The 16,420-nt window shown below is 40.5% G+C and carries 20 protein-coding genes; 1 reads left to right on the plus strand and 19 read right to left on the minus strand.

The features are described from left to right. Nucleotides 1-28: 28 nt before the first annotated feature. The 12 genes from glyS to F3G66_RS00320 form a co-directional block, all read right to left on the minus strand. Nucleotides 29-2,047, minus strand: coding sequence for a glycine--tRNA ligase subunit beta (glyS, locus tag F3G66_RS00265; protein ID WP_149706759.1), 2,019 nt, complete (start codon nucleotides 2,045-2,047; stop codon nucleotides 29-31). Nucleotides 2,048-2,199: 152 nt separating this feature from the next. Beyond that, complete coding sequence (locus F3G66_RS00270; protein ID WP_149706760.1) at nucleotides 2,200-3,603, minus strand: endonuclease/exonuclease/phosphatase family protein; 1,404 nt, start codon at nucleotides 3,601-3,603, stop codon at nucleotides 2,200-2,202. Continuing rightward, on the minus strand, nucleotides 3,600-4,079 hold the full coding sequence (locus F3G66_RS00275; protein WP_072594657.1) for a tRNA (cytidine(34)-2'-O)-methyltransferase: 480 nt from the start codon (nucleotides 4,077-4,079) through the stop codon (nucleotides 3,600-3,602). The genes F3G66_RS00270 and F3G66_RS00275 overlap by 4 nt, the downstream gene beginning before the upstream one ends. A 74-nt stretch (nucleotides 4,080-4,153) precedes the next feature. Next, on the minus strand, nucleotides 4,154-5,341 hold the full coding sequence (locus F3G66_RS00280) for a tRNA nucleotidyltransferase/poly(A) polymerase family protein (RefSeq protein WP_149706761.1): 1,188 nt from the start codon (nucleotides 5,339-5,341) through the stop codon (nucleotides 4,154-4,156). Continuing rightward, the gene (locus F3G66_RS00285) at nucleotides 5,301-5,717 is read right to left on the minus strand and encodes a CiaD-like domain-containing protein (RefSeq protein ID WP_103623912.1); all 417 of its coding nucleotides are present in this window, start codon (nucleotides 5,715-5,717) and stop codon (nucleotides 5,301-5,303) included. The genes F3G66_RS00280 and F3G66_RS00285 overlap by 41 nt, the downstream gene beginning before the upstream one ends. Continuing rightward, nucleotides 5,714-5,959 carry a hypothetical protein gene (locus F3G66_RS00290; RefSeq protein ID WP_021091490.1) on the minus strand — a complete coding sequence of 82 codons (246 nt, stop codon included), beginning with the start codon at nucleotides 5,957-5,959 and terminating at the stop codon, nucleotides 5,714-5,716. Before F3G66_RS00290 ends, F3G66_RS00285 begins: the two co-directional genes overlap by 4 nt. After that, nucleotides 5,956-7,023 (minus strand): 3-isopropylmalate dehydrogenase, encoded by a 1,068-nt coding sequence (gene leuB / locus F3G66_RS00295; RefSeq protein ID WP_149706762.1) that lies wholly within the window; start codon nucleotides 7,021-7,023, stop codon nucleotides 5,956-5,958. The genes F3G66_RS00290 and leuB overlap by 4 nt, the downstream gene beginning before the upstream one ends. 3 nt (nucleotides 7,024-7,026) lie before the next feature. Further along, entirely contained in the window at nucleotides 7,027-7,506 is a 480-nt protein-coding gene (locus F3G66_RS00300; protein WP_087580646.1) for a 3-isopropylmalate dehydratase small subunit, read from the minus strand. A gap of 123 nt (nucleotides 7,507-7,629) precedes the next feature. Further along, nucleotides 7,630-7,812: a YgaP family membrane protein gene (locus F3G66_RS00305; protein WP_149706763.1), complete on the minus strand. Its 183-nt coding sequence runs from the start codon at nucleotides 7,810-7,812 to the stop codon at nucleotides 7,630-7,632. Between the two features lie 4 nt (nucleotides 7,813-7,816). After that, nucleotides 7,817-7,978 carry a YgaP family membrane protein gene (locus F3G66_RS00310; RefSeq protein ID WP_021091464.1) on the minus strand — a complete coding sequence of 54 codons (162 nt, stop codon included), beginning with the start codon at nucleotides 7,976-7,978 and terminating at the stop codon, nucleotides 7,817-7,819. 10 nt (nucleotides 7,979-7,988) lie between these two features. After that, entirely contained in the window at nucleotides 7,989-9,326 is a 1,338-nt protein-coding gene (locus F3G66_RS00315; protein WP_103600157.1) for an NAD(P)/FAD-dependent oxidoreductase, read from the minus strand. Nucleotides 9,327-9,410: 84 nt separating this feature from the next. Then, complete coding sequence (locus F3G66_RS00320) at nucleotides 9,411-10,055, minus strand: Crp/Fnr family transcriptional regulator (protein ID WP_087580643.1); 645 nt, start codon at nucleotides 10,053-10,055, stop codon at nucleotides 9,411-9,413. A gap of 83 nt (nucleotides 10,056-10,138) precedes the next feature. On the opposite strand from F3G66_RS00320, the gene F3G66_RS00325 reads away from it, so the two are divergent. Then, nucleotides 10,139-11,098 (plus strand): SLAC1 anion channel family protein, encoded by a 960-nt coding sequence (locus F3G66_RS00325; protein ID WP_149706764.1) that lies wholly within the window; start codon nucleotides 10,139-10,141, stop codon nucleotides 11,096-11,098. A 20-nt stretch (nucleotides 11,099-11,118) separates the two neighbouring features. On the opposite strand, the gene F3G66_RS00330 is transcribed toward F3G66_RS00325, so the two are convergent. The 7 genes from F3G66_RS00330 to F3G66_RS00360 form a co-directional block, all read right to left on the minus strand. Next, nucleotides 11,119-11,970 carry a hypothetical protein gene (locus F3G66_RS00330; protein ID WP_149706765.1) on the minus strand — a complete coding sequence of 284 codons (852 nt, stop codon included), beginning with the start codon at nucleotides 11,968-11,970 and terminating at the stop codon, nucleotides 11,119-11,121. Nucleotides 11,971-12,151: 181 nt separating this feature from the next. Beyond that, on the minus strand, nucleotides 12,152-13,048 hold the full coding sequence (locus tag F3G66_RS00335) for a DUF4299 family protein (protein ID WP_149706766.1): 897 nt from the start codon (nucleotides 13,046-13,048) through the stop codon (nucleotides 12,152-12,154). A gap of 19 nt (nucleotides 13,049-13,067) precedes the next feature. After that, nucleotides 13,068-13,427 (minus strand): DsrE/DsrF/TusD sulfur relay family protein, encoded by a 360-nt coding sequence (locus F3G66_RS00340; RefSeq protein WP_149706767.1) that lies wholly within the window; start codon nucleotides 13,425-13,427, stop codon nucleotides 13,068-13,070. A 74-nt stretch (nucleotides 13,428-13,501) separates the two neighbouring features. Beyond that, the gene (locus F3G66_RS00345) at nucleotides 13,502-14,101 is read right to left on the minus strand and encodes a LysE family translocator (protein ID WP_149706768.1); all 600 of its coding nucleotides are present in this window, start codon (nucleotides 14,099-14,101) and stop codon (nucleotides 13,502-13,504) included. Nucleotides 14,102-14,209: 108 nt separating this feature from the next. After that, nucleotides 14,210-15,256, minus strand: a complete 1,047-nt coding sequence (locus F3G66_RS00350; protein ID WP_149706769.1) for a type II asparaginase — start codon at nucleotides 15,254-15,256, stop codon at nucleotides 14,210-14,212. 85 nt (nucleotides 15,257-15,341) lie between these two features. Beyond that, on the minus strand, nucleotides 15,342-15,677 hold the full coding sequence (locus tag F3G66_RS00355) for a branched-chain amino acid transporter permease (protein WP_149706770.1): 336 nt from the start codon (nucleotides 15,675-15,677) through the stop codon (nucleotides 15,342-15,344). Continuing rightward, complete coding sequence (locus F3G66_RS00360; protein ID WP_149706771.1) at nucleotides 15,674-16,336, minus strand: AzlC family ABC transporter permease; 663 nt, start codon at nucleotides 16,334-16,336, stop codon at nucleotides 15,674-15,676. The genes F3G66_RS00355 and F3G66_RS00360 overlap by 4 nt, the downstream gene beginning before the upstream one ends. Between the last annotated feature and the right edge of the window lie 84 nt (nucleotides 16,337-16,420).

A 16,420-nucleotide genomic window follows, 5' to 3' on the forward strand; every position in this document is an offset into this window, starting at 1 on the left:
CAAGCAAGAGCCTGAAGCTGGCGTAAATTTAAAAGCTGATCTCTTTTATATCAGCTACTTTTAGTATCTCACTATAAATTTGACCGATGACCGCGATGCGATTATTTCGTACTTTCTCGTTTTCAACGTTTATCATAACTTTGTCAAAAAACTCATCGATCTGTGGTTTTAATGCAAATAGCGCCTTTAGCCTTGGCTCATACGCTAGGCTCTTATCAACCGCTTTAAATGCATCATTTAGGGCTTTTTCAGCATCTATCTCAAAGAGGTTCTCATCAACCTTGCTAAATTTATCATCTTTTATGATGTTTGCAAGGCGTTTAAATGTCGAGAAATTCTCTCTAAAATTTGGCTCGCTAGAAATTTTAGCAAGTGCCTCTATCATCTTGGTTAGCTCCAAGATATCCTTTTCGCCGCTTTTTATGCAAGCTTTTACGATAGAAGAGTTTGCGTCAAAGAAGGTGTAGAGCCTATCAAGGATGAAATTTATAAGCACTTCAACGTCAAATTTCTTATAATCTTTCGCGATATCTTCTAAAATTTCTTTTACGTTAAATTTCAAATTATGTGCCAAAACGATCTTTATCACGCCATTAGCCGCACGTCTTAGAGCGTATGGATCTTTGGTGCCACTTGGGATTTTGCCGATACTAAAGAGTCCCATTAGCGTATCAAGCTTATTTGAAAGTGCCACAACCGAGCTAAAGACCTTGCTTGGGCACTGCGCCTCTTCACCATCTGGCAGATACTGCTCTTTTATGGCTAAAACGACGTCTTCATCCTCGTTTTTAGCCTTTGCGTAGTAAGCGCCCATGATGCCTTGAAGCTCGGTAAATTCATAAACCATCTGCGTTGTAAGATCGGCCTTGCTTAGCATTACAGCTCGCTCTAGCTTAGCCCCGTACTCGCCAGCTTCTTTTTTGAGTAGCTCGTCATAGTTGATAGCAAGCTTTTTAGCCACTTTTAGCTCTCTAAGCTCTTTTTCGTAGATACTTCCAAGCTCTTTTAGATATGTTATATTTTTTAGTTTTTCTGGACCAAATTCGTGCGCTAGGTCGCTTTGCCAAAAGAACATCGCATCACTCAGCCTTGCTCTTAGCACCTTTTCGTTGCCTTTGATGATGAGCGAGTAGTCCTGCGTGATGGCGTTGCTAACAACCACAAAGCCATTTGCGAGCTTGCCATCTTTAAAGACTGGAAAGTAGCGCTGATTTTCTTTCATCGAAGTGATAATAACCTCGCTTGGCACCTCCAAAAATTCCTCTTCAAACGAGCCAAGAAGGGCTGTTGGATACTCGGTGATCGCCACGACTTCAGCCAACAAGTCTTTATCGATCTCGATCTTTAACCCACTTTTTTGGCTGATCTTTTCAAACTCATCAAGGATTATTTTCTCTCTCTCATCCGCTTCAAGCACGACACCACGGCTCTTTGAGCCTTCAAAATACTCTTTTATGTTTGAAATTTTTATCTTGTCATAGCTAATACTTCTGTGCGGATAGGTTGAATCACCGCTCTCAACTCCAAATTTATTAAATTTTATGACTTCATCGCCAAGTAAACACAAAAACGATCTTATCGGGCGGATAAACTCGAACTCTCCGTTACCCCAGCGCATAGACTTGCCAAAGTTAAGACTCTTTAAAAACTCTTCAACCATCTCGCCCATTATCTTGGCAACCGGCTCACCTTTTACCTCTTTTTCGTAGTAAAGCACCTCTTTGCCGTCTATCTCTTTAAATTTAAGCTCACTATCATCTATGCCGCATTTATTTGCAAAGCTGAGTGCTGCCTTTGTAAAAGCTCCGTCTTTTAGTGCCACTTGCTTTGGCGCACCGATAAAGCTAGCTACACTGTCAGGCTGAGATTGTGGAAATTTCTCATGGAAAAAGACCAAACGACGCGGCGTATAATAAAATTTAAAAGGACTTACAAGATTATATTTTTCAAGAACAGCCTGCCATTTTGCATTGATATTTGGCAGCTCCCTTAAAAAGGGTATCGCTGGAAGCTCCTCAACTCCAATTTCTAACAATAACTCTTTCATATTTCACTCTTTTTATTAAAATTTTCTCTTTTTTCTCTTGCCATTTTTCTTGCCCTCTCCTTCTCCTGTGACTGCAAAATGACGCCTCTTATCATAAAAATAAGAAATAAAACAAACGCCGTAATCATAAAAATATCTAAAATTTGCACTCTCTACTCCACAACGATTTGGTTTTCTCTCTTGTAAATTTTAACTCTCGCGTTTTCAAAACTATACTCGCCATCTTTTAGCTTTTTCTTACTATAAACTCTGATCTTACCGTATGGTGTATGCAGGTAGCCTCTCTCTAGTCTGCCCGAAATTTTAGCAAAAACATCGCCACTTCTAGCTTCGCTTAATTGCGATGCATCTAGTAAATTTTCGCTAATATCTTTTGTACCATGCTCATTTATGATCTCATAAGAGCTAACCTCAAGCGCATCTTTATAAATTTTCATTCGCCTTACTAAAATATCTAGCTCTTCGCCTACAGTAACACTATTTTTAGGATCATAAACATAAATTCCGCGGTGATTTTTCGAGATAATAAAGCCATGCTTATCTTTTAAGATAACAACCGCTTTTTCAATCACTGCTGGCACTGCCCCTGGGTGATCAAAAAGCGTATCCACATCGGCCGTCTTATAGTTTTGTTCAATTATTTTTTTATTGGCTTTGTTTTTATCTTTTTTAAAAATTTTACTTACAAAGCTCTTTTTTACTGGGCTTGGATCAGTTGAAATTTTAAATTTTAACGCAAAGTGATCTGAGTAAAAGTCGCTCTTTGCAAAGCCTTTTTCATCGACTGCAAAGCTTGGTTTAAAGACTTCAAAACTACCACCAACATAGCTTAGATCACCATTTTCCATAAAACTAGGCGAAAGCAAAACATGATCGATCGCTCTTTTTTTGCCATGCACTGCGTGAGAATATCTATCTTTTGGCTCAAGCTCTTTATAAAGATCATAAAAATTTCTCGTTGCAATGATGTCATTTAGGATGGATTTTTGTCCGAAGGGTGAGTTAAAATCACCCAAAATAATCGCGTTTTTCTCTTTACCCAGAGCTGTTCTTAACGTTTTTTCAGCCTTTTTTTGCATATTTATACCATTTTTATAAGTTGGAAAGTGATTTACAAATATGCTAAATTTCTTACCTTTCGTCTCAAAAATAACCTTTAAAATATTTCTCGTCTTTACGTTTGGAACTTTAAAAATTTCACTGCCGCTTGGCTGTAACTTTGAAATAAGCCCAAGCCCAACAGGCGAGTTTTTCTCCTTTGTAAAGCTTATAAATTTATACTCGCTATCACTTACTAGAGCTTTTAAAACCTGTTCATTTTCGATCTCTTGAAGTGCTATAATGTCGGTATTTAGTGCATTTATGACTTGTCTTGTTCTTTGTAGTTTTGAATCAGCCGCCTCGCAGTCCCACTTTGATACGCCTACTTTAAAATCAAGATACTCGCTACCATCATCTTTGCAATCAAATAAATTTTGCACATTATAAGTTGCGATGCTAATTTCACTCGCAAATGCCACTAAAATAGTAAAAACCAAAGCAAAAACTACTCTCAAATCTCACTCCTAAAGTCAAATTCAGTGATATTTTGCCTGATCGCCTCATACGCGATAATGCCAGCACTCATAGCTAAATTTAAGCTTCTGCCCTCTTTTCCCATTGGTATGGTTATGGCGTTTTTAAAATTTATATCCATAAATTCTCTTGGCAACCCAGTACTCTCGCCACCAAAAAATATAAAATCTCCTGGCTTAAACCTAGCCTCGTAGTAAAGCCTATTTGTCTTTGTGGTAGCGAAGAAAAATCTATCCTTGTGGCTTAAGTTTGCTTCTAAAAATTCTTCCAAACTATCCCAAATTTTTGGATTTAAAATTTTCCAGTAGTCAAGCCCTGCTCGTCTAACAGCCTTTTCACTCAGATCAAACACAGTGGGCTTAACGATATGTAGCTTTAAATTTGCATTAACGCACATTCTACCGATAGCTCCAGTATTTTGCGGTATCTGAGGATGAACTAAGACTATGTTAAACATAAGCTTTCTTTGCCTTAAAAAGTGTTATAAACTAGCCTATTTTAGCCAAAATGGGCTTTTAAGAGTTTTAAAGACTAATCTTTTCTAGGCTTACGCTCGCTTAGATATTTTGAAATTTCAAGCTCTTGCCTACGTTTTATCTCTTTTGCGATCTCTTCGTTTTTAAAACCAGCTGATAAAATTTCTGCCACATCAACCTTCGCATCAAATTTTGCCTCATAAATTCCAAGCTTCTTGGCACGCTCTATCCGCTCTTTATTATAAGCTCCAAGCCATGATTTTATGGGCATATTTAGAGCTATTTGCATTAGCTCTTTATCGATTGGCATGTCCTTAAAATAAGGCTGCTTTAAGATAGAAAAGTAGCTCTTTGGCAGACGCATTTTCTCTAAAATTTCTTTTGCGTCAAGCTCAAATTTGCCAAACAAAAGATACAAAAATAGCCTCTCATCATTTATAAATTTTCTGACACTTTTAAGCTCAGTTAAAAACTCATCATCTTTATAAATTTGCACGCCAAAAATTTCTTTAAAAAGCCTAAGCTCAAAAAGATAGTAAGCTCCTTTTTCTAGATGCTTCGCGCGAAAAAATTTAATAAGCTCAGTATTTATCCTATCTCTGCTTAAAAACTCTAAACTAAGGCTTTTCATAAGAGCTAGCGTATCATCAGTTATGTTAAAATTAAGCCTAGCGCTAAACTGCACGCCACGAAGTATCCTTAGCGGATCTTCTTTAAATTTTTCACTATCAATGTGCCTTAATGTCTTGTTTGCCAAATCTTGCTTCCCGCCGTAAAAGTCTAAAATTTCTCCATTAAAGATATTCATCATCATGGCATTTATAGTAAAATCTCGCCTAAGACTCGCCGTTTTTGGATCGTTAATATAGCTTACTGCAAAGTCTTTGTGTGAATCTCCAGTTTTGCTCTCGCTTCTTGGAAGCCCAATATCGTAGTTTTTGTATTTATAGATGAAGTAGCTTTTGCCAACGCCACTCGCTCCAATGCTAGCCATTAGCTCATTAAATTTAGTAGGCTCAATGTCATAAACTTCGATGTCATAATCATAAATTTCTCGCCCCAAGAATGCATCTCTCACGCAGCCACCTACGAGATAGACACGTGAAGTAAATGGGGCAAATAGCGATCTAAAAAAGTCTAGCTCGCTATTTTTATAAATTTCATTTTTGATTTTTATCTCATTTTTTGAGCCATCTAATGGCTTATTTTGAGAGATTTTGGAGTCTATTTTCGATGTTTGCAAGGGTAAATTCTAAAAATTTTGTCGTTAGCTCAAGCCTTGAAGCAAGATTTTGTTCACTAGTTTGTTTAAGCCCTTCAAAAAGCACTTCTATGCGTTCAGCAAGGTTTGCTAAGAAAATTTTCTCTTCGCTCACCTCTCTATTTTTTATTGGACTTACTGGTTCCTCTTTTACCTCAAATGCTTGCTCATTTTGTAAATTTGCCTCAACTTTTAGCTCGTTATTTAGCGCATTTTCATTATTCTCTATGGCCAAAAGCTCTTTTTTTAGATTCTCACGCTCAAGCTCTTCTTGCTTTTTACTTTGCAATGCTTCTATTTTCTCAAGCTCAGCGCTAACCTCACTGATTGCCATTCTAGCGATATCATCAAGCTTCATAATCTTATCAACCACCTTTTAAATTCATTTATCTCTTCATCACTTTTCATCGCTATAAAAAACTCTTTCATCTGCTCGTTTTTTATCGCTCGCTCTTTGCGAAGTCCGCTCAGGCGATTTATCGCGCTAAGGGCGTCTTTGTTTGACGGATCTTGCTTTAAGATATTTTTATAAATTTCAAGTGCGTCATCTTTTAGCCCCTGAGCTTCGTAGATCAGTGCTTCAGTGATTGTGTTTTTCATTTTTTGATAAATCCTGCGATAACATCGCCTATCTCGCTAGTTGAGCAAATTTCAACCGCGTTAAAAGCAGCGATATCTTTTGTTCTATAGCCTTTTGCTAGTGCCTCTTTCACAGCATTTTCTATCGCATCTGCGGCTTCATTTTCACTAAATGCGTATCTTAGCATCATAGCTGCACTTAAAATCGTTGCGATTGGATTTGCTATGCCCTGCCCTGCGATGTCTGGAGCTGAGCCGTGTATTGGCTCATAAATTCCCACTTTGCCACCCATACTAGCGCTTGGCAAAAGTCCTATCGAGCCACAGACCATGCTAGCCTCATCACTTAAGATGTCGCCGAATAAATTTTCAGTAAGTATGACGTCAAAATTTGCTGGCGCTCTTACTAGCTGCATCGCCGCATTATCCACATACATAAAGCTAAGCTCTACTTCAGGGTAATTTTTAGCCACCTCGCTAGTCACCTCGCGCCAAAACTGGCTTGTCTCAAGCACATTTGCCTTATCGACCATGCAGACCTTTTTCTTGCGAAGCATAGCCGTCTCAAAGGCGATCTTTGCTATACGCTCGATCTCAAATTTAGAATAAACCATCGTATTAAACGCTCTATCTTCGCCTTTTTCACGTGGCTGTCCAAAATAAAGCCCGCCCGTTAGTTCACGAACCACGACAAAATCAACGCCTCTTAAAACCTCTGGTTTTAGCGTGCTAGCATCCACTAGCTCATCAAAAACAATGGCTGGGCGTAAATTTGCATAAGCTTCAAGCTCTTTTCTAATCTTTAAAAGCCCGCTCTCTGGCCTTAGATGTCTTGGCAAACTATCCCACTTCTCGCCGCCGATCGCTCCAAAAAGCACAGCATCAGAGCTTAGAGCAGAACTAAGCGTTTCATCTGGCAAAGGCACGCCAAATACATCATAAGCTGCACCACCCATAAGCTTATAGTCGTACTCAAATTTTATCCCAAACTCAGCGCTAACAACATCTAAAATTTTTATCGCCTCATCTATGATCTCAGGGCCGATGCCATCGCCTTTTATAACACAAATTTTATATTCTCTCATTATTTAATCCAACTTTACTTTTGCGTATTCTATAAGTCCGCCGGCGTTTAGAAGCTCTTGCATAAACGGCGGTATAGGGCTAAATTTATACTCTTTGCCGCTGGTTAGATTTGCGACCGCGCCGTTATCTACGTCTATTTTTAGCTCATCGCCCTCGTTTATCTCGTCCGTTTCTTTGATCTCGAGTATCAAAAGCCCCGTATTAAAGCTATTTCTATAAAAAATTCTCGCATAGCTTTTAGCTATCACCGCGCCTATACCGGCAGCTTTAAGCGCGATAGGAGCGTGCTCGCGAGAGCTACCGCAGCCGAAATTTTCGCCCGCTACGATAATGTCGCCCTTATCTATCTTGGAGCTAAAATTAGGATCGGCGTCCTCCATTATATGTTTTGCTAAGATATTTTCGTCGGAAGTATTTAAGTATCTGGCGGCGATAATTATATCGGTATCGATATTGTCGCCGAATTTCCAAACTTTATTCATCGTTTCGCCTTTTTTAAATTTTCGAGATTTTAGCCAAAAGTAGCTAAATAATTCATCAAACGGCGAATAAAATTTGCGGCCTAAACGGCTAAAGGGCAAGGCAAAGGGCGCTAAACGCCCCTTTTATTTTTTTAAATTTAAAGAACACCTGCCTAAGAATTTACACGCAGGACAAAAACCCGTAACGCCGACGATAATCGGGATTAACCCGATTAACGCCCAGTAGCTCTCGTAAAAATACCAAACTACCGCCATAAAAACTAGCCCTAGTACGACCCTAATAATTCTACTTTTCACGCTTACCATATTTTTACCTTTTCTTAAAAATTTTATAAAGCGGGCAGTAGCCGTAATATCCCGTTAAAAGCGGAATTAGCCCGACCGTCCACAACCAGCAGTCGCAAATAAATCCGAAAATAAAAAACCAAATCGCCGCTATAATCAAACGTATAGTTTTATCTAAAACGCTCATTTTATCTCCTTTAAGCTAAAGCTTTTAGCATTCCGTTCATAACCATAGGTTTAAATCCGTAAATTTTAACCAGCCAACTCATGTAGCTCTCTCTGGTAGCGCCGAAGCACTCTAGCGTCGGAGCCGTTCCCTCCCAGTCGAACTCTACCATTATGGCCTTGCCGTATTTGGTGATAAAAGGGCAAGCCGTATATCCGGTAAATTTCTCGCTAGGTTCTCGTCCTTTTATCGTATCGGCTAAATTTTTAGCTAAGATCGGATACATTTTCCTAACGCTAGCCCCCGTTTTGCCGGCCGCAAATCCGCAAATATCGCCGATACCGAATATATTTTTAAATTTTGTACTTTGCAGGCTGTATTTATCGACGGCTAAAAAATTTAGCTTGTCGCCCTCTTTGGTTAGGCCGGCGCGAGCTAAAATTTCGCTTCCTTTTTGCTTAGGCGGCAAGTGAAGCCAGTCGTATTTTACGTCGATTAGCTCGGACGCGATTTTATCTTCGCCGTTTTGCCTATACGCCGTCCAAAACTCGAAAGTAGCGGTATTTGAGCTTTTATCGACGGCTACGATTTGGTGGCGAAGATTAAATTTTATCTTTCTTTTTATCATTATTTGAGTCATAGCCGCGGCATAAGTCGGATCGCCGAAAAGTTTGCCGCCGCCGACGTAAAGATTAACGCTGCCTTTATCGCGGTTACCGGCCAACCTCAGCCTATCTTCGCTCATGCATGTTACTTTTTTATTAGCGCCGCTGCATTTCATCGGGGTTTTTTGATCGCAAAATACAGCCGCGCCGCCGTTTTGAGAGAATTTTTTCATCAGCTCGTTGCTCTTTACGGCGCCTTGTAGAGTGTAGACGGAGGATATATTGCCGCTCGTATCGTTAATATCCTCTAAGCTTAGCCCCTTAACGGCTTCAAAGTCGTATTCCACGCCGCTTGCTACGATTAGATAATCATACCCCAGCTCGCTCCCGTCGTCTAAGACGAGCAGATTAGCTTCGGGCTTTATTTCCGATACGTTTTTGCGTATCCACTCGGTTCCTTGCGGGATATAATCCGCTTTTTCGTAAACGACGTCGCTAGCTTCGTAAATTCCGACGGCGATTAGCGTAAAGCCCGGCTGGTAGTAAAATTTCTCGTCTTTATCCACGAGAATTACCTTGGCGTTAGGCATATCTCTTCTAAGTTTAGCCGCCAACGCGATACCGCTAAGTCCCGCGCCCATTATGACGATTTTAGAATTTATATCGTCGTTTTCGCCACCCGTTACCGAGCAACCGCTCATACTCGCGGCTAGTCCCGCGGCCCCCATTAGCTTTAAAGCGTCTCTTCTTTGCAGTCCTTTCATAAATTCTCCTTTTAAACGAGTTTATGAAATGCTACCCAAAAAAGGCCGCTCTCTCCGTAACAAAGTTACCTTAAAACGAGAATTTTAAGAAACAAGCCTTATTTCGCCGCGGCTTTGCGTTATTTGCCCGCTTCTCTCAAGCTCTTTTAGCACCCTAGATACCGCTTCTCTAGCGCTTCCTAGATGATTCGCCAGCTCTTCGTGAGTTATTTTTATAAAATTTTCGTTTAGGTTTTCGATGCTTTGGGATAAAAAATTCATAATCCGCGCCGAAAGCGGCAAAAACAAAGCCTGTTCCATAACGTTTATCGTTCTGGCAAACCGATCGGCTACGATTTTTAGAGTAAAATTTAAAATGCTCGGATATTTTTCTTTAAGAGGTTTGTAAATTCGCGCCGGAATAACGATAATCTCGCTGTCTTGCTCGATTTCGACGCTTACCTTATTTTCTAGCGAATTTATAGAACACGTATCGCACAGCACGCAACTCTCGTCTTTAGTTAGCCTAAATATCGTTATTTCCTTTGCGCTAGACGACACGAACGCCCTTAAAACGCCTTTTAGTATAAGGATAAATCCGAAGCAATCGTTTCCGGAATAAAATATATCGCCCTTCTTTACGGTTTTTAGATACGCGTTAGCAAAGATCGCATTTAGATCCTCGCTTGCTAGATCGAAATTATTCGTAAACCTTTCGCGCAAAATTTCTTTTAACTCTTCGCTTAGCATTTTGCCCTTTCGTGACTTCGTTACAAAAATTTAACCTTATTATAGGTAATATTGCATAAAAATTTAATACGAAAAGAAAAACAATGCACGATATTAAGCAAAACGACTCGCAAAGCAAAATAAAATCGCTGCCGATTATGCTTTTCGCCGGTACTATGGGGCTTGGCGGGCTTTGCGCGGCTTATAAGAAATTAAGCGAGATATTTGATTTACCCAGCGAGATATTCTCGGCGCTTAGAGCGCTAGACTGCACGGTATTTTGCCTACTTTCGGCATTTTACCTCTTTAAGCTTTTAAAATTTAAAGAAGAAGTAAAGGCCGAATTTTCGCACCCTATAAGGATAAATTTTTTCGGCGGATTTATCATCTCGCTTTTTCTTTTAGCTCTGGCCTACAAAGACGCACCGCGACTATACTACTCGCTTTTTTACGCGGCTTTAGGCTTGCAGACGATTTTTACGCTTTACGTAATTTCTTTTTGGATCGACGAAAAATTCGATATCGCGACGCTAAATCCGGCATGGTTTATCCCCGTAGTGGGCAACTTGCTAATTCCGATCATAGCCGAAAAATCTCAGGCGATCTGGTATTATTTTAGTTTGGGGCTATTTTTCTGGATTATTTTATTTGCCGTTATATTTTACAGATTAGTCTTTTTCGATAAGTTAGCCGATAAATTCGTCCCAACGCTAGTTATTACGCTAGCGCCGCCGGCTATGGCGTTTTTAGGATACGTAAAATTAACCGAGCAATTCGACGCTTTTGCGGCGATACTTCTTAATATAAACGTATTTTTCGCCGCGCTTATACTTTTTTCGTATAAAAGATTTATTAAACTCAAATTCGCCCTATCGTGGTGGGCTTTTACTTTCCCGACGGCCGCTAGCTCCATAGCGTTTTTAAAAGCTTACGAAATTACGCAAAGCGATTTTTATTTAGTTTTAGGCGTCGGCGCTTTTACGGCTCTAGTCGCTTCGATTTTGATAGTCGGGTTTTTAACGGTTAAATCTATAATAAACGGCGAAATTTTTTCGGAAAAATAGCCTTAGCTCAAAAATTCACTTTAGTAGTATTCGTAGCTAATTTCTAGCTTTTTATATAGGCCGATTTCCGTTATGTCGCCATTTTCGTAGTATTTGTCCGCGGGCTTAAATTTGACCGAGGTTTTACGCGTCAAATTTCCACGCTCGTCCCTGCTTATATCCTTAAACTGCAATATTTGCCAGATTTTTGCCTCGGAGCCGAAGTAATTTACCGACGTATACTCCATCTCGTCGCCGTTTACAGCGTAGTAATAAACCCATTTTGAGTTTGGGGCTTGCGTGATTTTTTCGTATTCGCCGTTTGGCTTGCGCTCGAAGCTTATCTCTATGCCGTTGCGCGGCTCCATATTATTTTCTATCCGCGTTAAAACGCCACTTTCGTCGTAGACGTAGCTATCGTCCGTTACTAGCGTCCCGCCCGAATACGTCGCCCGAGCGATCATTTTGCCGTCCTTGCCGTAGGTAATTTTCTCCGTGCGGGGGTAAAATCTATCCTCCACATGCTGCTCTTTGGCCGTCGCGACTAAATTTTCGCCGTCAAATTCGTATTCATAGAGATAAACGGCGCTATCTTGATATTTTTTGCGCACTAGCCCGTCTTTGCCGTACTCAAACAAAACCGAGCCGTTCGGTACGCCGTTTATATGTTCGGTTTCTTGCAGTATATAGCCGTTTTCGTTAAACTCCGTCCGCTTTACGCGCGTATTTTCTAGCGTGCCGGAGCCGTCCGTAGAGTATTCGTACTCCGTAGCCGTCATGCTTTTTACCTCGCCTTTTAGCTCTCTTTTGCTCCAGTCGCTTTGCGGTAAAACGGCCGAGTTTAGATAGCAAACGGCCGATACCGCCGCAAAAATAACCTTTAAAATTTTCATTTTTATCCTTTTTCAAATCACGCAAATCCTAGATTAGTTTAGGCTAAATTTCGCCTAATTTAGCCTAAAAGGCGGCAATACCGATAAAATCCTAGCTTTTACGAGTTTAAATCCGCGCCTGAAACCGACTTAAATTTTTAAGCAAGTCTGAGGCGAATTTTCATTTCGGCAGTTTATTAACTTAAGCTTCGTTTGCCTTTTTTAAAATTTCTCTCATCTCTTCTTCGCTAAGCGGCTCAACCAGTATATTTGCGGCGTCTATGAAGCGATATTTTTCTTTTGGTAAATTTGCCATAAAGGCATTGTATTCGCATTCGCCGAACACGTGCGCGTCCCTATCGTCTACGCCGACTACTAGCGTAAGTATCCAGCGCGAGACCTTGCGCTCTCCTAGAACTTCTTGCGCCTGCCACGACGGAGAGGGAGCGTAAGGCAAGATGGTCGGTAAATTTTCGCTAAGCGTATACGCGCCAAAAATTTCGTTGCCGTCTTTATCTTCGTATAAATTCTCTCTTGCGCTATAAGCGTCAAGATACTGCACCCGCCTCATCATCTCATCAAATTTAGCCGCAGGGCTAGCGCTTGCAAAAATTTCATCTATCATAACCGCGTCAAACGCCACGTCGCGCTCCAGGCCAGAGATATAAAGCGTTTGATTTTTCTCTTTTGCATCCTTTAGAGCTTCGAGCCCCCACATTATGTCGGCTTCATAATCAAATTTTAAAATTTGCTCGCTATCGTAAATTTCTTCATTGTCGCGCTCTATTTTCGAGCCGGTTTTGGCTGAAATTTTAGAAAGAAACAAAATCGCCGTCTGCCAGTCTCCAACGCCGCTTGGAGTACAGACTCGCACGATATATTTGCCGTCTTCGTAGCTTAGCTCAAAGCCGCGAGCGCTCTTTTGCCATACGCCTGCGATCATCACGTTTTCGTTTAGCGAAAGCTCGCTCGGCTCGTCGTTTTGGCTATTAAAAAAGCAAAATCCCTCTATAAAATCTGAAATTTCACGCTCGCTTAGCGCCTTTTCATATCCGCCAAAAAGCTTCTTTTTGTTTTTTACCTTAAATGTTACGCTCATAAATTCTCTTTCGCCTACTCTAAAACGTCATCGCTTGATCGCACTGCCTAACCCACTCGGATAAGATATCCATGCTACCTTTCACCTCAGCCTCGAAATAAGGCTCTCCCGCATACAAACCGCACCTCGTTTGGCAGCTACCGCAAACCTTTAACATAGCGCCGCTAGCGTAAAGCTCTTTTAACATCGCCACTAGATCTACGTCGTAGTTTTCCGGCTTTTTGGTGCTATTTCGCGCAAGGTCGACCGCATCGTTCATTAGAAAAATTCTAACCTCTTCGCCTTTTTCTTTTAGCGTTTTAGCTAGCCTTAATGCGTTGTAAGCATTGTCGGTACCGTTGTATGGTTGATTTGTAAGTATAAATAGAAATTTTTTCATCTTTTTCTCCTTTTGCCAAAAATGTAGCGCAAACCGAGCAAATTTTAGCCAAGCTATATAAAAAGAGGCTAAATTTATCTAAAAAGTAAAAGTACGCCGATCGTACAGACGATAATGGCGGTGCAAATTTCAAGTAGCCTTAGGTGCGTTTGTAAAAATTTCTTTAGCATAGCTCCGCCAAGCGCGTAGATATTTAGCGAGCAAAACTCGATGAAAACGAGCGTTGCCGCGATCAAGCACATACGAGCGAGACTGAAGGGATCGTCTTTGTCTAAAAATGTAGGTAGCAAAGCCGAGAAAAATATCCATGCCTTTGGATTTGTAACGCAAACGATGAGTCCGTTTATAAACATCTGCTTTTTGCTTGGTAAATTTGAGACGTTTGTTACGCTAAGCTCGCCCTTGCCAAAAAGAAGCATCGCGCCAAGATAGAGCATATAAAGCCCTGCGATGATGTTTAGCGCCTTAAATGCGTACTCAAAATGATGAAGTACCGCGCCTACGCCAAGCATACAGCAAAACGCCACGAAAGCAAGCGAAAGAAGCTGTCCGGTCATCATAATAAGCGAGTGCTTATAGCCAAAGCTCATACCGATACTCATCGCATAGGTCATGTTGATGCCCGGCATTAGCGAGATAGGAGCAAGCATGGCGAAAAAGAGTAAGAAGTCCATAAAAAGCCTTGAAATTTAGCTAACAAATATAAAAATTTAAGCTATAAATCAGATCCCGCGATCAAATTTATAGCTTAAATTTAAAAGGCGGACCAAGCCGCCTCTTTTTTAGTGAGTTAAGAAATACTCTTGAATTTTGGCTTTGTCGCTTGTTTTTGTAAGTGCAAGCATCAAAAGCACTCTAGCTTTTTGCGCGTTTAGATTATCGCTTGTTAAAAAGCCGTATTTTGCGTCGTCCACCTCGCCGTTCATGGTCGTCTCGCCACTTCCTACACGTGAGTCGCGAACTACCACTACGCCAGCTTTTGAAGCCTCACCAAGTGCGTCAAGTACGCTAAAGTAAGGGTTGCCATTGCCAAGGCCAGCGCTAACGATACCTTTTGCGCCGTTTTTAACAGCTATGTTTACAAAGTCAGGGTTATCATTTGTATGAGAGTAGATGATATCAACTCTTGGAAGTTCTTTTACACCCTCTAGATCAAATGCTGATTTTGCTGTGTGTTTTCTAATCGGATTCATATAGTATTTTACGTTGCCATAAAAGACTGTGCCGATCTTACCGCTGTTTGGTGATTTAAATGTATCAACGCCTGTTGTGTTGGTTTTTGTTACCTCACGAGCCGCGTGAATTTCATCATTCATAGTAACCACAACACCCTTGCCTACGCTATCTTTACTAATAGCTACGTTTACAGCGTTAAATAAATTTAACGGGCCGTCTGCGCTTAGTGAGCCGCTATTTCTCATCGCGCCTACAAGCACGACTGGTTTGTCGCTTTTAACGACTAAATTTAGAAAGTAAGCTGTCTCTTCCATAGTGTCTGTGCCGTGAGTAACGACGATACCATCAGCTTTACCGCTATTTAGAAGCTCGTTGATTCTATTTGCAAGCTTTAGCCAAACTTCATTGTTCATATCCTGTGAGCCGATATTTGAAATTTGCTCGCCTTTTATGGTAGCGATCTTGTTGATGTCAGGTACGGCTGCGATTAGTTTATCGACCGTAACAGTTCCAGAAGTATAACTTGAATCAAGCGAACCTGAGCCGCTTCCTGCTATCGTTCCACCAGTAGCTAGTATGTAGATGGTTGGCTTTGCAACCGCTAAAGTAGCACCTAAAATCATGAGTAACACCGCCTTAAAGATTAAACGCATTTTAGCTCCTTTGCATTAAAATTTGCTAGAGCATTATAACGTCACATATTTAAAAAATTTATTAATTTTTAAAATTTATATTTATTTAAAAAATTCTTATCAAAAGCATATAAATTCCAGTTGAAACGACTATGCTAAGAAGGGCGTTTTTAAACTTTAAATGCACCAAAATAGCCGTAAAAACCGCCACTATCTCGCTTAAGCCGTATGGAAACTCGCCAAATTTCGTATCTTTTAGACCGTAGCAGACCAAAACGACCATTATCATCATGCCCATATGCTTCTCGATGGCGTCCAAATAAGGGTTTGGCTTATAGTTTCTTAACACATAAAACGGCGTTGCTCTCGTTATAAAAGTAGCTAGAGCACTTAAAAGCACCGCCACAAAAAGTACCATCTCGCTTGAGCTTACACTTATCAAATTTTATCCTTGAACAAAAGCAAAAATATAAAACAAAGCGCCATTGAGCCAACAAGCACAAATTTAGCTGGAAAGAGGCTCACTCCAAGCACGCCAAAAAAGGCAGCTGCAAAGAGCACGCGGTAGTTTTTGTCATTTTTGAACATCTCGATGACGATTACTATAAAAAGCGAGGTCAAACTAAACTCAAGGCCTTTTGTATCGGCTTTTATAAGGTCACCAAGAAGTGCTCCAAGAAGTGTTCCAGCCGCCCAGTATGACCACGAAAGTACATTTAGCCATGTAAAGACAAAGCTACGATCACTCACCTCTTTTAGTCCCAAATTTTTAAATATCGCAAAGGTCTCATCTGTTAGCAAAGCGATGTTTAAAAGCCTAAATTTGATCCCACTATACTCTTTTAAAAGTGAAATTCCATAAAAAGTGTGACGCAAATTTACAAGGTAGCTCACGATAAAAACCTCAACATAGCTCGTGCCAACGCTAAAGAGCGAGAGCATCATAAACTGCGCTGCGCCGCCGTATGCTAACGTACTAAGCGCCACAGCGATAAATGCGCTAACACCCATACTTTTAGCCAAAATGCCAAATGCGACACCAAGCGGAAAATAGCCCATAAAGATAGGAATGGATAGTTTAAAAACATATTTAAATGTCAAATTTTTACCTTCGTAAGAAGCCGAAATGTTAGCAAAATTTGAAAAATTTAGAGTAAAAATAGAGTTAAATTTTATAAAATGATA

Origin of the sequence: Campylobacter concisus, assembly GCF_902460665.1 — a bacterium.
GTDB lineage: Bacteria > Campylobacterota > Campylobacteria > Campylobacterales > Campylobacteraceae > Campylobacter_A > Campylobacter_A concisus_AL.

Excerpts from the sequence above, each read along its gene's own strand:
- glyS (WP_149706759.1), bottom strand. The coding sequence starts at position 2,047 with ATGAAAGAGTTATTGTTAGAAATTGGAGTTGAGGAGCTTCCAGCGATA.
- F3G66_RS00275 (WP_072594657.1), bottom strand. The coding sequence starts at position 4,079 with ATGTTTAACATAGTCTTAGTTCATCCTCAGATACCGCAAAATACTGGA.
- F3G66_RS00285 (WP_103623912.1), bottom strand. The coding sequence starts at position 5,717 with ATGAAGCTTGATGATATCGCTAGAATGGCAATCAGTGAGGTTAGCGCT.
- F3G66_RS00290 (WP_021091490.1), bottom strand. The coding sequence starts at position 5,959 with ATGAAAAACACAATCACTGAAGCACTGATCTACGAAGCTCAGGGGCTA.
- leuB (WP_149706762.1), bottom strand. The coding sequence starts at position 7,023 with ATGAGAGAATATAAAATTTGTGTTATAAAAGGCGATGGCATCGGCCCT.
- F3G66_RS00300 (WP_087580646.1), bottom strand. The coding sequence starts at position 7,506 with ATGAATAAAGTTTGGAAATTCGGCGACAATATCGATACCGATATAATT.
- F3G66_RS00305 (WP_149706763.1), bottom strand. The coding sequence starts at position 7,812 with ATGGTAAGCGTGAAAAGTAGAATTATTAGGGTCGTACTAGGGCTAGTT.
- F3G66_RS00310 (WP_021091464.1), bottom strand. The coding sequence starts at position 7,978 with ATGAGCGTTTTAGATAAAACTATACGTTTGATTATAGCGGCGATTTGG.
- F3G66_RS00315 (WP_103600157.1), bottom strand. The coding sequence starts at position 9,326 with ATGAAAGGACTGCAAAGAAGAGACGCTTTAAAGCTAATGGGGGCCGCG.
- F3G66_RS00320 (WP_087580643.1), bottom strand. The coding sequence starts at position 10,055 with ATGCTAAGCGAAGAGTTAAAAGAAATTTTGCGCGAAAGGTTTACGAAT.
- F3G66_RS00325 (WP_149706764.1), top strand. The coding sequence starts at position 10,139 with ATGCACGATATTAAGCAAAACGACTCGCAAAGCAAAATAAAATCGCTG.
- F3G66_RS00330 (WP_149706765.1), bottom strand. The coding sequence starts at position 11,970 with ATGAAAATTTTAAAGGTTATTTTTGCGGCGGTATCGGCCGTTTGCTAT.
- F3G66_RS00335 (WP_149706766.1), bottom strand. The coding sequence starts at position 13,048 with ATGAGCGTAACATTTAAGGTAAAAAACAAAAAGAAGCTTTTTGGCGGA.
- F3G66_RS00340 (WP_149706767.1), bottom strand. The coding sequence starts at position 13,427 with ATGAAAAAATTTCTATTTATACTTACAAATCAACCATACAACGGTACC.
- F3G66_RS00345 (WP_149706768.1), bottom strand. The coding sequence starts at position 14,101 with ATGGACTTCTTACTCTTTTTCGCCATGCTTGCTCCTATCTCGCTAATG.
- F3G66_RS00350 (WP_149706769.1), bottom strand. The coding sequence starts at position 15,256 with ATGCGTTTAATCTTTAAGGCGGTGTTACTCATGATTTTAGGTGCTACT.